Here is a 14,319-nt window from a genome sequence, read left to right on the forward strand (position 1 = left end):
AAAAAGCACTCTCCCGTAAGAAAAAGGGAAGCGCTAACAGACGTAAAGCCCGAATACAACTTGCAGCCGTTCACGAACGGGTAGCCAGTGCCCGTGCCGATTTCCAGCACAAGTTATCTCGCGCAATTGTTGACGAAAACCAGGCGGTAATTGTCGAGACGCTGAAAGCGGCAAATATGATGAAAAACCCCCATCTGGCTCGTGCGATAGGCGATGCGGGATGGGCTGGATTCATTACAAAACTGGAATATAAAGCAGCAGAGAAAGGCGTGCATCTGGTGAAACTGGATCAATGGTTCGCCAGTTCGAAAACCTGTCATTGTTGCGGTCACAAGATGCAGGAAATGCCATTACATAAGCGTATATGGCAGTGCCCGGCGTGTGGCGTTGAGCATGACCGCGATATCAACGCGGCGCTCAACATCGAACGCAAGGGCATACTGGAATTACAAGCGGCGGGACTCGTCGTTTCTGCCCATGGAGGCCAGCGTAAATCCGTCACACAGACGGTTGCGGCCTGAGAAGTGGGAAGCCTCGCCCGACAGGGCGGGGAGCAGTCACGGGCTGAGGAACACCTGCGGGGCGCCGCTTTGCGGGTGGCGGCCGATCTCCACCTCGGCGCCGTACCAGCGCCGCAGGCTGTCGGCCTGCAGCACCTGCTGCGCCGTCCCCTGAGCGACAAGTTCGCCCCGGTGAAGCAGCAGCAGCCGGTCGGCCCACAGGGCGGCAAGGTTCAGATCGTGCAGCACCGCGCAGACGTGAAGTTCGCCTGCGATAGTGAGCTTTTTCAGCAGCCGCAGCAGGTGCTGCTGGTGATAGAGATCCAGCGCGGAGGTGGGCTCATCGAGAAACAGCCAGCCCTGCGGCGCGCCGTTGACCCACAGCTGCGCCAGCGCGCGGGCGAGCTGCACCCGCTGCTGCTCGCCGCCGGAAAGCGTGCTGTAGCGGCGGTCGGCCAGCGGCGCGCAGCCGGTCAGGTGCATGACCTCGTCCACCGCGCCGCCGCGCGTGTCGTCCGGCCAGGGCGCGCGGCCCATCGCCACAATCTGCCCGACCGGCCAGTCGAAGCCGGGCCGGCTCTGCTGGCGCATTACCGCCCGGCGGCGCGATAGCGCCTCGGTTGACCACGCCGCCAGCGACTTATCTTCCAGCAGGCAGCGGCCGCCGTCCGGCGGCAGAAATCCCGTCAGCAGCCGCAGCAGCGTCGATTTACCGGCGCCGTTGGGGCCGATCAGCGCCACCAGTTCGCCGCGGCTTAACGTCAGAGAAATATCGCGCAGCACGGAGGAGAACGTCAGATTTTCGGCCCGCAGTTTGTTAACCACGTACGCCTCCCCGGCGGAAAATCAGCCACAGAAACCACGGTGCGCCGAGCAGGCTGGTGAGCAGGCCGACGGGCATTTCTGCCGGCGCCACCAGCGTGCGGGCAAGCGTGTCGGCGACCAGCAGCAGAATGGCGCCCACCAGCACCGAGCCGGGCACCACCGCCCGATGATCGGCCCCCAGCCACATGCGCAGCAGGTGCGGTACCACCAGACCCACAAAGCCAATCACGCCGCTGACCGCCACGGCGGCGGCTACCAGCAGCGCGCTGCACATCAGCAGCTGACGCTGCACCCGGCGCACGTTAACCCCCAGGTAGTGGGCCTCTTCATCGCCGAGCTGCAGCAGATTGAGCGGTTTCGTCAGCCGCCAGGCCAGCGCCGCCGCCGGAAGCAGCAGCGAGGCACAGACCAGCAGCGTGGACCACTGCGCCTGGCCGAGGCTGCCCATGCCCCACAGCGAAAGCTGCCGCAGCTGAGCGTCGCTGCTGAGCCACGACAGGACGCCGACCGCAGCGCCGCACAGGGCGTTGATGGCGATACCTACCAGCAGCAGTCTTGAGAGGGAGCTTTCCCGACGCTGGCTGAGCAGAAAGATGATAAAAGTCACCGCCAGGCTGCCAATAAAGGCCGCCAGCATCGGCGCATAGAGCATCATCCCCGCCGGCAGCGAGAAGGGCAGCACCACCCAGAAGGCCACCGCCAGGGCCGCGCCGCTGCTGATGCCGAGCAGGCCGGGATCGGCCAGCGGATTGCGGAACAGTCCCTGCATCAGACAGCCCGCCAGCGCCAGAGCGCTGCCGATAGCCAGCGCCAGCAGCACCCGCGGCAGGCGGATGGTGAACCAGATCTGCCGCAGGCCGCTCTCATCGTGCCACAGCGCGCGGAGCGGGAGCTTCATCGCGCCAAAGGTGGTGGCGCACAGCGTGAGGATCGCCAGCAGCAGCAGCAGGCACCACAGCGCGCGGTTAACCGCGGCGGACATCAGGGCAGCTGCCCGGCTTTCTGGCGCAGGGCCTGTATCGCATCGGGCGTGCGGATGCCGAACCCCAGCAGGGCCATATCGTCCACCAGCAGCACCTGTTTATTGCGCCCGGCCGGCGTCTGCGCCAGGCCCGGCAGCGCCCACAGTGCCGCTTCGCCGCCCATGCTTTTTACCCCGTCGGCGGAGATAACCACCAGGTCCGGGCGGCTGGCGATAACGCCTTCCTGGGAGAGCGGCTGATAGCGGCTGAAGCCCTGCATGGCATTTTTCAGACCCGCCGCGCGGATCGCCGCATCGGCGCCGGTGTCCTGTCCGGCGGCCATGGCGTTCATTCCGCTGTGGCTGAGGATAAACAGCACCCGCTTATCGACGGGCGCCGTCGGGACGGACTGCAGTTTGCTTTTCATCTGCTGGCGCAGCTTTTCACCCTCGGCCTTTTTATCCAGCGCCTGGGCCACGAGGCGTATTTTCTCATCAATGACGCTGATGTCGTCCCGACCGGGGATAGTGACCACTTTTACGCCGTTCTGCGCCACCTGCTTCAGCGCCAGGGACGGCTGCGCCTGCGCGCTGGCCAGCACGATGTCCGGATGGGCGGCAAGAATGCCTTCGGCGTTCAGCTGGCGCAGATAGCCGACATCGGGCAGCTTGAGCGCCTGGGGAGGCCAGGTGCTGGTCGTATCGCGGGCCACCAGTTCATCCTGGGCACCGAGGGCGTAGACGATTTCGGTCACGTCGCCGCCGAGGGCGACGACCTGATGCTCCGCCGCGCCGGCCAGCAGCGGCAGGGCGGTCAGCAGGGCGAACAGACGCTTCATGCGGTCAGCCCTTCCTGCAGCAGCCCTTCGATCTGCTGCCGCCACAGGCCCTGCTCGGGCTGGCCTTCGGTGCGCTGGCCGTACAGCTGGGCTATCTGCGTGCCGTCGGCGGCGAACAGCTCAAGGCTGGTGACGTGACCGTCGGCGGTCGGCTTGCGGGTCACCCAGCTCTCGGCGATGGCGTCATCGCGCAGATGGAGGGTAAAGCGCGGGTTGAAGATATTGAGCCAGCCCTTCATCGGCGCCACTTGCTCCAGCGCGCCGGTGAAGATCTGCACGCAGCCGCGGTTGCCGACGAAGATCATGATTTCATTGGCGTCGCGGCGCGCGCGCTCCAGCAGAGTAGCCACGGCGCCGTTATCCACCCGGCAGGCCAGATCGTCGCTGACCCGGCGAAACGCCTGCTGGCGGGTCAGGCCGTGGCGCCTGAGCAGGGAAAAGAACTGGTGGACGTCGGTCATTGCGCGCCACTCTGTTTCAAGATCGCCGGCGGAATCGGCGGCGGCGGAATCGGCAGGCTGTGCGGCGGCTGTCAGCGCGAGGCCGGGATTATCCTCAGTCACGAACCTCGCCAGCACCGCATCCCAGGCGGTCATATCGGTCGCTTCAGTGGCATAGACTTTCAGCAGGGCGTCGCCCTGATGATCGAAGAATTGAATGCTCTGCCGCTCGCCGCGCGGGGTGATCTCCTGCAGATGAAAATAGCTGGCCCACTGGTTGAGGAACAGGCGCAGATCGAGGCCGCGCGGATTGAGTACCAGCCCGGCGTGGCCGTTCAGGTAGTGGTTGCTGAAGGTGCCTGTCTGTTCGTGGACGGCATACTCGTTGCGGCAGATGCACTTCACCTCGCCGACCGCCTCGAGCGCGGCCAGCACCTCGCGGATCTCCCCCTGCAGGCGGCGGGCGTCGTGACCGACGCGGGCGTAGGCCAGTTCGGCTTCGCCGATCTGCATCAGCGTCGCGATGTCGCGGGCGTATTTACCCGGGTTTTCTTCTTTGAGGTTCAGCCAGCGTGCGTAGTGGGTCATTTTCTTTTCCTTGGTAACGGAACCGGCGGTGCCTGGTTAAACAGGGCAATCAATTTGGCAATGATAATCATTATCAAAAAAACCGAGGTTTCGGCAACAATTTTGTAAACTTCAGGAAAGGAGAAAGAGAGGTGAACGGGCCGGGAAGAGAACGATTCCCGGCGCCAGAGGTGGGTCAGAAGCGGCACTCTACCGCGGCGGCCAGTTTTTCCAGCAGCAGTTCGCTGTCTTCCCAGCCGAGGCAGGGATCGGTAATTGACTGACCGTAGACCAGCGGTTTGCCAGCGACAATTTTCTGCGTGCCCTCCTGCAGGAAGCTTTCCGCCATGATACCGGCAACGGCGGTGGAGCCGCTGCGGATCTGCTGGCAGATGTCATCGCAGACATCCAGCTGGCGGCGGTGCTGCTTCTGGCAGTTGCCGTGGCTGAAGTCCACGATCAGCTGCTCCGGAAGGTCGAACTCGCGCAGCGTGTCGCAGGCCGCTGCGATATCGCCGGCATGATAATTTGGCGCCTTGCCGCCGCGCATGATGATGTGACCGTAGGGGTTACCGCTGGTCTGGTATATCGTCATCTGGCCGCTTTTATCCGGCGACAGGAACATGTGGCTGGCGCGGGCGGCGCGGATAGCGTCTACCGCGATGCGGGTGTTGCCGTCGGTGCCGTTTTTAAATCCCACCGGGCAGGAGAGAGCCGAGGCCATTTCGCGGTGGATCTGGCTTTCCGTGGTCCGCGCGCCGATGGCGCCCCAGCTTATCAGGTCGGCGATAAACTGGCCGGTCACCATATCGAGGAACTCGGTGGCGGTCGGGACGCCCAGCTCGTTAACCTGCAGCAGCAGGCGGCGCGCCAGCTCAATACCGTGGTTAACGCGGTAGCTGCCGTTGAGGTCCGGGTCGGAGATAAGCCCCTTCCAGCCCACGACGGTGCGCGGTTTTTCAAAGTAGGTGCGCATGACAATTTCAAGGCGCGCCTGATAGCGCTCGCGCAGCGGCTGCAGGCGGCGGGCGTAGTCCATGGCGGCATCGAGGTCGTGGATCGAGCAGGGGCCGACAATCACCAGCAGGCGCGGATCCTCGCCGTTGAGGATTTTTTCAATGCGCCGGCGCGAGGTCGTCACGTGCGCGGCAACCTCCGCAGAGACCGGATAGCGCTGCGCCAGTTCCGCCGGGGTGATCAGGCTGTCGATGCGCGCCGAACGCAGTTCATCTGTTCTGTTCATTGGGTTTCTCAGAATGTGGTGTCTTCGCGGCAGGAGTGCCGGAAGTGATGGGCATCACATTAAACCAATCAACGGGTATTTCAAGGTAGAATGTGATGCGCATCAAACAACGAACAGGAGTTTAGCGGATTTTGATGCATTGTACTAGTGTGTTAGTACATCCTTCGGCTCAGACCCATGATGTCGAGCATTTTGGTGGCGATCTCTTCGACCGAATAGTTGGTGCTGTTGAGCCACGGGATCTTATTTTTGCGGTACAGGGCTTCGACTTCGGTGACTTCCATCCGGCACTGGCGCAGAGATGCATAGCGGCTGTTTTCCCGACGCTCCTCGCGGATGGCCGCCAGGCGTTCCGGATTGATGGTGAGGCCAAACAGTTTGTGCTGGTAGGGCTTCAGCGAGGCGGGAAGCGCGAGATTATCCATATCGTCGGCGATAAACGGATAGTTCGCGGCGCGAATGCCGAACTGCATGGCCAGATAGAGGCTGGTGGGGGTTTTCCCGCAGCGGGAGACGCCGAGCAGGATCACCTGCGCCTGGTCGAGATTGCGCAGCGAAATGCCGTCGTCGTGGGCCAGGGTGTAATCAATAGCGGCGATGCGCGCGTCGTACTTGGTCAGATTGCCGGGCGTCAGGCCGTGGGTGCGGTGGGCGACGGGCGTCGGGTCGAGCTTCAGCTCCTGCTGCAGCGGCGCCACCAGCGCCTGCACGATGTCCTGGCAGAAACCTTCGCTCTGCAAAATGATGGTGCGGATTTCGGGCAGAACGATGGAGTAAAACACCAGCGGGCGAATGCCGGTCTGCTCGAAGATGGCATCGATTTGCTCTTTTACCGCCCGGGCGCGGCTTTCGCTCTCCACAAAGGGGAGCGTCAGACTGTTGATCGAGACCGGAAACTGGGACATGACCGCGTGGCCCAGCACCTCGGCGGTGATCGCCGTCCCGTCAGAAATATAGAATACGTGGCGATCGACAGCATTATCCATTTTGACCATCCGCTTTGTTTGGCTTAATTGACTGAAAGCTTATATTAAAAATAAATACCACGATGTAATGGGGGGCGCAAATTTCAATAATGAAACATCGTTTTATTTTTAAAATAGTGCATTTTTATTCGTTCGTAAATGAAATTATACCGTGGTTTTGTGTGGGAATGCAGCAGAATCATGTGGTTACGTGAAAAACGGATCCCTCCTAAAAAACAGGAAATTTATTTGCTTGAACGATTCACCGTTTTATAACGCTGACGAAATATGTGACTATTAATGTGAAGCCAGACAGGTTCTGGCACTTATCTAAATTCATATTCATATAAGGAATTGTTTCGATGTCCAACAATGGCTCGTCTCCGCTAGTGCGTTGGTACAACCAACTCGGCATGAATGATGTAGACAGCGTTGGAGGCAAGAATGCCTCCCTGGGTGAAATGATTACTAATCTGTCCGACCTGGGCGTTTCCGTACCCAACGGTTTTGCCACCACGGCTGATGCTTTCAATCTGTTTCTCGACCAGAGCGGAGTCAACCAGCGTATCTATCAACTGCTGGATGAAACCAACATTGACGACGTCTCTGCGCTGGCGAAAGCCGGGGCGCAGATTCGCCAGTGGATCATCGACACGCCGTTCCAGCCGGAGCTGGAGCAGGCTATTCATCAGGCCTATGACCAGCTCTCTGCGGACGACGCTGAGGCCTCATTTGCCGTTCGCTCTTCGGCGACAGCCGAAGATATGCCCGACGCCTCGTTCGCCGGGCAGCAGGAGACGTTCCTTAACGTGCAGGGCTACGATGCCGTGCTGGTGGCGGTAAAACACGTATTCGCCTCCCTGTTTAACGATCGCGCCATCTCCTATCGCGTGCATCAGGGCTACGATCACCGCGGCGTAGCGCTGTCGGCGGGCGTACAGCGCATGGTGCGCTCTGACCTCGCCTCCTCCGGCGTCATGTTCTCCATTGATACCGAGTCCGGTTTCGATCAGGTGGTGTTCATTACCTCTGCCTGGGGCCTGGGCGAAATGGTGGTGCAGGGCGCGGTCAACCCGGATGAGTTTTACGTTCACAAGCCAACCCTCGCCGCAGGCCGCCCGGCCATCGTGCGCCGCACCATGGGCTCGAAGAAAATTCGCATGATCTACGCCCCGAGCCAGGAGCACGGCAAACAGGTCACCATCGAGGACGTGCCGCAGGCCGATCGCGACCGCTTCTCGCTCACCGATGCCGAGGTGCAGGAACTCGCGAAGCAGGCCGTACAGATTGAGAAACACTACGGTCGCCCGATGGATATCGAGTGGGCGAAAGATGGTCATACCGGCAAGCTGTTCATCGTTCAGGCCCGTCCGGAAACCGTCCGTTCGCGCGGCCAGGTGATGGAGCGCTACACGCTGCACTCGCAGGGTAAAATTATTGCCGAAGGGCGCGCCATCGGCCACCGCATCGGCGCGGGCGCGGTGAAGGTAATTCACGACATCAGCGAAATGAACCGCATTCAGCCCGGCGACGTGCTGGTCACCGACATGACCGACCCGGACTGGGAGCCGATCATGAAAAAGGCGGCGGCTATTGTCACCAACCGCGGCGGGCGCACCTGCCACGCGGCGATTATTGCCCGCGAGCTGGGCATTCCGGCGGTGGTTGGCTGCGGTGACGCCACCGAGCGCATGAAAGACGATCAACTGGTGACCGTCTCCTGCGCCGAGGGCGATACCGGCTACGTCTATGCCGAAATGCTTGACTTCAGCGTCAAAAGCTCCAGCGTCGAAACCATGCCGGAGATGGAGCTTAAGATCATGATGAACGTCGGCAACCCGGACCGCGCCTTTGATTTTGCCTGCCTGCCGAACGAGGGCGTTGGCCTGGCCCGCCTGGAGTTCATCATCAACCGCATGATCGGCGTTCACCCGCGCGCGCTGCTGGAGTTTGACGACCAGGAGCCGAAGCTGCAGGACGAAATCCGCGAGATGATGAAAGGCTACGACTCGCCGAAAGAGTTCTACGTCGGCCGCCTGACCGAAGGTATCGCGACGCTTGGCGCGGCGTTCTATCCGAAGCGCGTTATCGTTCGCCTCTCCGACTTTAAGTCCAACGAGTACGCCAACCTAGTGGGCGGCGAGCGCTACGAGCCGGAGGAAGAAAACCCGATGCTCGGCTTCCGCGGCGCCGGTCGCTACGTCTCGGAGAGCTTCCGCGACTGCTTTGCGCTTGAGTGCGAGGCGGTTAAGCGGGTGCGCAACGACATGGGCCTTACTAACGTTGAGATAATGATCCCGTTCGTGCGTACTGTCGATCAGGCGAAGGCCGTGGTCGAGGAGCTGGCGCGTCAGGGCCTGAAGCGCGGTGAGAACGGCCTCAAGATCATCATGATGTGCGAGATCCCGTCCAACGCCCTGCTGGCCGAGCAGTTCCTTGAGCACTTTGACGGCTTCTCTATCGGCTCAAACGACATGACCCAGCTGGCGCTGGGGCTGGACCGCGACTCCGGCGTGGTGTCTGAACTGTTCGATGAGCGCAACGAGGCGGTGAAGGCGCTGCTGTCGATGGCCATTCGCGCGGCGAAAAAGCAGGGCAAATACGTCGGCATTTGCGGCCAAGGGCCGTCGGACCACGAGGACTTTGCCGCCTGGCTGATGGAGGAGGGCATCGACAGCCTCTCCCTCAACCCGGACACCGTGGTGCAGACCTGGCTCAGCCTTGCGGAACTGAAAAAATAACCCTCTCTCTCCCCGGCAGCCGCCGGGGATTTTTTCCTTATGAACCTGAAATGCTCACCGGCGGTGAACTCTGCGGCTGGCCATCAGTGCGCGGGCGAAAAAAAAGCCCATCGTGGGAGATGGGCAAAGACTACACACAGCAATTCGTTGTTTCACTCAGGGGATTTCCATGCTTATAAATCAAGCCGTTGATTTATAACCGTGTGATAATAGTAAGCATCAAGCTTTTTTACGTCGATCGGATTGCTCTTAATAGTTAATAGAATGTGAAGAGTCTTTGATATAACCGGGAAGAATTAGTCTTTTTTGCCAGTGACAGCGGTTTTGCTGCAAGGATTAATTAGCGCTGTTTAAGTATAGGCCCGGTGCGGGGCACCGGGCCGGCGGGGTCAATCGCGCTTGCAGGTTTTGGTCTGCAGCTCCTGCAGCTCCTCAATCAGCTGCTCCTGGTCGCTCGGCGGCGGCGGCACTTCCTGGACCCAGGCATCAAACAGCCGCCAGGTGACCGCCAGCAGCACCGGACCGATAAACAGGCCTATCATGCCGAAGGCGATAAGGCCGCCGATGACGCCCACCAGAATCAGCACCATCGGCAAATCTGCGCCTTTGCGGATCAGCGCCGGGCGGATAATGCTGTCCATAGTGCCGACGACGCAGCTCCAGATCAGCAGCACCGTGCCCCAGGTACTGTCCCCGCTCCAGTAGAGCCAGATAACCGATGGCAACAGCACCACCAGCGGCCCGAGCTGTACCAGGCAGGAGAACATCATCACCACCGTCAGCAGCGTGGCGTAGGGCACGCCGGCAACCGCCAGCCCGATGCCGCCGCATACCGCCTGCACCAGCGCGGTGACCACCACGCCGAGCGCCACGGCGCGGATGGCGGAGCCCGCCAGCAGCACCGCCGCGTCGCCGCGGGTTGCCGCCAGGCGGGTGGCGAAATAGCGCACGCCGAAGGCCGCTTTTTCGCCCTGCCAGTAGAGCAGGGCGCTGAACAGCAGCATCAGGCCGCAGTTCACCATAAAGCGGCCAATGTGCGCCGCCTGGCCGACAAACCAGGTGGTGGTGGTGCCGAGGTAGGGGCGCACTTTGGCCATGATGGCCGCACCGCCCATCTCCAGCAGACTGTGCCAGGCGGCGTAAAGCTTGTCGCCCACCATCGGAATTTTGTTAAGCCAGGCCATATCCGGCGGCGCGAGGTTACCAGCGGTAATGATGTGAATCAGCGGCGCGCTGGTCTCGACCAGGCTATTGACCAGTAGCGCAATGGGCACCACAAAAAGGATCAGCAGCAGCAGCGTCATCACCAGCACGGCGAGAATGCGCTTGCCAAACAGCGTGCGCTCAAGCTTTTTCAGCATCGGCCATGTCGCAATAACAATCATTGCAGCCCAGCTGAAGCCCAGAATAAAGGGCTGCAGGATCCACAGACACGCAACGATCATAAGTCCCAGAAACAGCACCGACAGCAGAACCTGCGGTATATCCCGGGGATGGTGGGGGGTTGTCATTCGTTTTTACCTTTATAGATGCGCCGCAAAGGACGCATGAAAAATGCGCTTACCGATAATAATATCAATAATTTCGTGACCATGATCGCTTTCAAATCGGATAAGCGCATAAGTAAAAAATGTGGTAAAACGAAAACGCAATATGCAAATGATTAAAAGAAATACACAACTCTCCATCAAACAACAATATCAGGCAGGGTCAACGCAACATGATCCCACAAATTTCGCAGGCGCCCGGAGTGGTGCAGCTGGTAGTGAATTTTTTACAGGAGCTGGAGCAACAGGGTTTTACCGGCGATACCGCCACCCGCTACGCCGATCGTCTGACGATGGCGACCGACAACAGTGTTTATCAGCTGCTTCCCGATGCGGTTATCTTTCCCCGCTCAACCGCGGACGTCGCCCTGCTGGCGCGCGTAGCGGCTGAGGCGCGCTTCGCTTCACTGGTGTTCACCCCGCGCGGCGGCGGTACCGGCACCAACGGCCAGTCGCTTAACGCGGGTATTGTGGTCGATCTTTCCCGCTATATGAATCGCATCATCGAGATTAACCCGGAGGAGGGCTGGGTGCGGGTGGAAGCCGGGGTCATTAAGGACCAGCTTAATCAGTTTCTGAAGCCCTACGGCTACTTCTTTGCGCCGGAACTCTCGACCAGCAACCGCGCCACCCTTGGCGGGATGATCAATACCGACGCCTCGGGGCAGGGATCGCTGGTGTACGGCAAAACCTCCGATCACGTTCTCGGCGTGCGCGCCGTTCTGCTCGGCGGCGATCTCCTCGATACTCAGCCGATGCCGGTGCAGCTGGCGGAAACGCTGGCGAAAGAGCAGTCCGCCAGCGGGCGCATCTACCGCACGGTCTACGAGCGCTGCAAAGAGAACCGGCAGCTGATCGTTGATAAGTTTCCGAAGCTTAACCGCTTTCTCACCGGCTACGACCTGCGCCACGTCTTCAACGACGGCATGAGCCAATTTGATCTGACGCGCATCCTCACCGGCTCAGAGGGGACGCTGGCCTTTATCACCGAAGCGCGGCTGGATATTACCCGCCTGCCGAAGGTGCGGCGGCTGGTGAACGTCAAGTACGACTCCTTCGACTCGGCCCTGCGCAGCGCGCCCGTTATGGTCGAGGCGAAGGCGCTGTCGGTGGAAACCGTCGACTCTAAAGTGCTCAATCTGGCGCGGGAAGATATTGTCTGGCACTCGGTCAGCGAACTGATCGCCGACGTGCCGGATAAAGAGATGCTCGGCCTTAACATTGTTGAGTTTGCCGGCGACGATGCTGAGCTTATCGAAAGCCAGGTCGCCGCGCTGTGCGATCGGCTCGACGATCTGATCAAAGCCGGCGAGGGCGGCGTGATCGGCTGGCAGCTCTGCACCGAGCTTGCCGGCATTGAGCGCATTTACGCGATGCGTAAAAAAGCCGTCGGTCTGCTCGGTAACGCCAAAGGCGCCGCTAAGCCCATTCCTTTCGCCGAGGACACCTGCGTGCCGCCGGAGCACCTGGCGGACTATATCGCCGAGTTTCGCGCGCTGCTCGACGGTCACGGCCTGAGCTACGGCATGTTCGGCCACGTTGATGCCGGCGTGCTGCACGTGCGCCCGGCGCTGGATATGTGCGATCCGCAGCAGGAGATGCTGATGAAGCAAATCTCCGACGAGGTGGTGGCCCTGACCGCCAAATACGGCGGCCTGCTGTGGGGCGAGCACGGCAAGGGGTTCCGCGCCGAGTACAGCCCGGCGTTCTTCGGCGAGGCGCTTTACGCCGAGCTGCGCAAGGTGAAGGCGGCCTTCGATCCCGATAACCGGCTTAATCCGGGCAAAATCTGCCCCCCGGAGGGCGTTGACGCACCGATGATGAAGGTCGATGCGGTTAAGCGCGGCACCTACGACCGGCAGATCCCCATCGCCGTGCGCTCCTCCTGGCGCGGGCCGATGGAGTGCAACGGTAACGGCCTGTGTTTTAACTTCGACGCGAAAAGCCCGATGTGCCCGTCGATGAAGATCTCCGCCAACCGCATCCACTCGCCGAAAGGGCGCGCGACCCTGGTGCGCGAGTGGCTGCGCCTGCTGGCCGATCGCGGCGTCAATCCGCTGCAGCTGGAGAAAGAGCTGGGGCAAAAGCGCGCCAGCCTGCGCGATCTGGTGGCCCGCACCCGCAACAGCTGGCACGCGGGTAAGGGCGAGTACGATTTTTCCCACGAGGTCAAAGAGGCAATGTCCGGCTGCCTGGCCTGTAAAGCCTGCTCGACGCAGTGTCCGATAAAAATTGACGTGCCGGCGTTTCGTTCGCGCTTCCTTCAGCTTTACCACACCCGCTATCTGCGCCCGGCCAGCGATCACGTGGTGGCGACCGTAGAGAGCTACGCGCCGCTGATGGCCCGCGCGCCGAAGACCTTTAATTTCTTCCTGCGCCAGCCGTGGGTGCAGGGGCTGACGCGCAAGAGCGTTGGCATGATAGACCTGCCGCTGCTGTCAACGCCGACCCTGCAGCAGACCCTGGCGGGCCACCGCTCGGCGAACATGACCCTCGAACAGCTGGAGGCGCTCGGCGCCGACGAACGCGCAAGGACGGTGCTGGTGGTGCAGGATCCGTTTACCAGCTACTACGACGCGCAGGTGGTGGCTGATTTCGTTCGCCTGGCCGAGCGGCTCGGCTACCGGCCGGTGGTCCTGCCATTCTCGCCCAACGGCAAGGCCCAGCACATCAAGGGCTTTCTGACGCGTTTTGCCAGAACCGCGCAGAAAACGGCGGACTTCCTTAACCGCATCGCCGCGCTCGGCATGCCGATGGTCGGCGTCGACCCGGCGCTGGTGCTCTGCTACCGGGACGAGTACGCCCAGGCGCTGGGCAGCGGGCGCGGCGACTTTCAGGTCCAGCTGGTCCATGAATGGCTGCCGCAGGCGCTCAATGACGTCGAACCGAAAGCGGCCGCCGGAGAAGCCTGGTATCTGTTTGGCCACTGCACGGAGGTTACCGCGCTGCCGATGGCGCCTAAACAGTGGACGGAGATTTTTGCCCGCTTCGGCGCCCGCCTGGAGAGCGTCAGCGTCGGCTGCTGCGGCATGGCGGGCACCTACGGGCATGAAGTGAAAAATCACGCCAACTCCCTCGGCATCTACGCGCTCTCCTGGCAGCAGGCGATGCAGCGCCTGCCGCGCAACCGCTGTCTGGCGACGGGCTATTCCTGCCGCAGCCAGGTCAAGCGCGTTGAGGGCAGCGGAGTTCGCCATCCGCTACAGGCTTTACTGGAGATACTGGGATGATCTGGAGACGCAGCGTCACGCTCGACGCCCTGAATGCGATGGGCAAAAACAATATGGTCGGCCTGCTGGATATCCGCTTTGAGCGGCTCGGCGACGATCTGCTGGAAGCCACCATGCCGGTGGATGACCGCACCCGGCAGCCGTTTGGCCTGCTGCACGGCGGCGCCTCGGTGGTGCTGGCGGAGTCGCTCGGCTCGGTGGCGGGCTATCTGTGTACCGAAGGTGAACAGAAGGTGGTCGGCGTTGAGGTCAACGCTAACCACCTGCGCCCGGTGCGCGAAGGGCGGGTGCGCGGCGTCTGCCGCCCGCTGCACGTCGGGCGCCGCAACCAGGTGTGGCAGATTGAAATTTTTGACGAGCGCGACCGGCTCTGCTGCGTGTCGCGCCTGACCGCCGCCGTCGTCTGATCGGCAGGAGAGCGCCTTTGCCCCAGGCGCTCTCCTGATGTATTGAGAATGTTC

Annotated in this window: 11 protein-coding genes and 1 other RNA gene; 4 read left to right on the forward strand and 8 right to left on the reverse strand. The window is 61.4% G+C overall.

Features of this window, described 5'->3' with window-relative positions; all coding sequences use genetic code 11:
- Positions 1 to 521 (forward strand): RNA-guided endonuclease InsQ/TnpB family protein (locus tag ENGE1_RS18470; protein WP_155731559.1); only part of this gene is annotated, 521 nt, incomplete at its 5' end.
- 36 nt (positions 522 to 557) lie between these two features.
- On the opposite strand, the gene ENGE1_RS18475 is transcribed toward ENGE1_RS18470, so the two are convergent.
- From ENGE1_RS18475 to ppsR, 6 genes are all read right to left on the reverse strand, one after another.
- Positions 558 to 1,325: a heme ABC transporter ATP-binding protein gene (locus ENGE1_RS18475; protein ID WP_048254660.1), complete on the reverse strand. Its 768-nt coding sequence runs from the start codon at positions 1,323 to 1,325 to the stop codon at positions 558 to 560.
- A complete protein-coding gene (locus ENGE1_RS18480; RefSeq protein WP_048254661.1) occupies positions 1,318 to 2,307 on the reverse strand; it encodes a FecCD family ABC transporter permease in 990 nt (329 codons plus the stop codon). The genes ENGE1_RS18475 and ENGE1_RS18480 overlap by 8 nt, the downstream gene beginning before the upstream one ends.
- Complete coding sequence (locus tag ENGE1_RS18485) at positions 2,307 to 3,125, reverse strand: heme/hemin ABC transporter substrate-binding protein (RefSeq protein WP_043083578.1); 819 nt, start codon at positions 3,123 to 3,125, stop codon at positions 2,307 to 2,309. Before ENGE1_RS18485 ends, ENGE1_RS18480 begins: the two co-directional genes overlap by 1 nt.
- Positions 3,122 to 4,153, reverse strand: a complete 1,032-nt coding sequence (locus tag ENGE1_RS18490; RefSeq protein ID WP_048254663.1) for a hemin-degrading factor — start codon at positions 4,151 to 4,153, stop codon at positions 3,122 to 3,124. The genes ENGE1_RS18485 and ENGE1_RS18490 overlap by 4 nt, the downstream gene beginning before the upstream one ends.
- Positions 4,154 to 4,328: 175 nt before the next feature.
- On the reverse strand, positions 4,329 to 5,375 hold the full coding sequence (aroH, locus tag ENGE1_RS18495) for a 3-deoxy-7-phosphoheptulonate synthase AroH (protein ID WP_043083581.1): 1,047 nt from the start codon (positions 5,373 to 5,375) through the stop codon (positions 4,329 to 4,331).
- 152 nt (positions 5,376 to 5,527) lie between these two features.
- Positions 5,528 to 6,361 carry a posphoenolpyruvate synthetase regulatory kinase/phosphorylase PpsR gene (gene ppsR, locus ENGE1_RS18500; protein ID WP_043083582.1) on the reverse strand — a complete coding sequence of 278 codons (834 nt, stop codon included), beginning with the start codon at positions 6,359 to 6,361 and terminating at the stop codon, positions 5,528 to 5,530.
- Positions 6,362 to 6,702: 341 nt separating this feature from the next.
- On the opposite strand from ppsR, the gene ppsA reads away from it, so the two are divergent.
- Positions 6,703 to 9,081 carry a phosphoenolpyruvate synthase gene (gene ppsA, locus ENGE1_RS18505; protein ID WP_048254664.1) on the forward strand — a complete coding sequence of 793 codons (2,379 nt, stop codon included), beginning with the start codon at positions 6,703 to 6,705 and terminating at the stop codon, positions 9,079 to 9,081.
- A gap of 95 nt (positions 9,082 to 9,176) precedes the next feature.
- Here ppsA and rprA read toward each other — a convergent pair.
- Together rprA and ydiK are read right to left on the reverse strand one after the other, a co-directional pair.
- Positions 9,177 to 9,284: antisense sRNA RprA (gene rprA / locus ENGE1_RS18510), an RNA gene on the reverse strand.
- Between the two features lie 186 nt (positions 9,285 to 9,470).
- On the reverse strand, positions 9,471 to 10,592 hold the full coding sequence (gene ydiK, locus ENGE1_RS18515; protein ID WP_048254665.1) for an AI-2E family transporter YdiK: 1,122 nt from the start codon (positions 10,590 to 10,592) through the stop codon (positions 9,471 to 9,473).
- Positions 10,593 to 10,801: 209 nt separating this feature from the next.
- Here ydiK and ydiJ point away from each other — a divergent pair, with 209 nt between their 5' ends.
- Both ydiJ and menI read left to right on the forward strand, forming a co-directional pair.
- Complete coding sequence (ydiJ, locus tag ENGE1_RS18520) at positions 10,802 to 13,858, forward strand: D-2-hydroxyglutarate dehydrogenase YdiJ (protein WP_048254667.1); 3,057 nt, start codon at positions 10,802 to 10,804, stop codon at positions 13,856 to 13,858.
- Positions 13,855 to 14,265 (forward strand): 1,4-dihydroxy-2-naphthoyl-CoA hydrolase, encoded by a 411-nt coding sequence (gene menI, locus ENGE1_RS18525; RefSeq protein ID WP_043083588.1) that lies wholly within the window; start codon positions 13,855 to 13,857, stop codon positions 14,263 to 14,265. The genes ydiJ and menI overlap by 4 nt, the downstream gene beginning before the upstream one ends.
- Positions 14,266 to 14,319 lie beyond the last annotated feature (54 nt).

The organism is Pluralibacter gergoviae ATCC 33028 = NBRC 105706, from assembly GCF_001598855.1.
GTDB classification, from domain to species: domain Bacteria; phylum Pseudomonadota; class Gammaproteobacteria; order Enterobacterales; family Enterobacteriaceae; genus Pluralibacter; species Pluralibacter gergoviae.

Coding starts and splice junctions, on each gene's coding strand:
- ppsR (WP_043083582.1), bottom strand. CDS start 6,361: ATGGATAATGCTGTCGATCGCCACGTATTCTATATTTCTGACGGGACG.
- menI (WP_043083588.1), top strand. CDS start 13,855: ATGATCTGGAGACGCAGCGTCACGCTCGACGCCCTGAATGCGATGGGC.
- ppsA (WP_048254664.1), top strand. CDS start 6,703: ATGTCCAACAATGGCTCGTCTCCGCTAGTGCGTTGGTACAACCAACTC.
- ENGE1_RS18480 (WP_048254661.1), bottom strand. CDS start 2,307: ATGTCCGCCGCGGTTAACCGCGCGCTGTGGTGCCTGCTGCTGCTGCTG.
- ENGE1_RS18485 (WP_043083578.1), bottom strand. CDS start 3,125: ATGAAGCGTCTGTTCGCCCTGCTGACCGCCCTGCCGCTGCTGGCCGGC.
- ydiK (WP_048254665.1), bottom strand. CDS start 10,592: ATGACAACCCCCCACCATCCCCGGGATATACCGCAGGTTCTGCTGTCG.
- ydiJ (WP_048254667.1), top strand. CDS start 10,802: ATGATCCCACAAATTTCGCAGGCGCCCGGAGTGGTGCAGCTGGTAGTG.
- ENGE1_RS18490 (WP_048254663.1), bottom strand. CDS start 4,153: ATGACCCACTACGCACGCTGGCTGAACCTCAAAGAAGAAAACCCGGGT.
- aroH (WP_043083581.1), bottom strand. CDS start 5,375: ATGAACAGAACAGATGAACTGCGTTCGGCGCGCATCGACAGCCTGATC.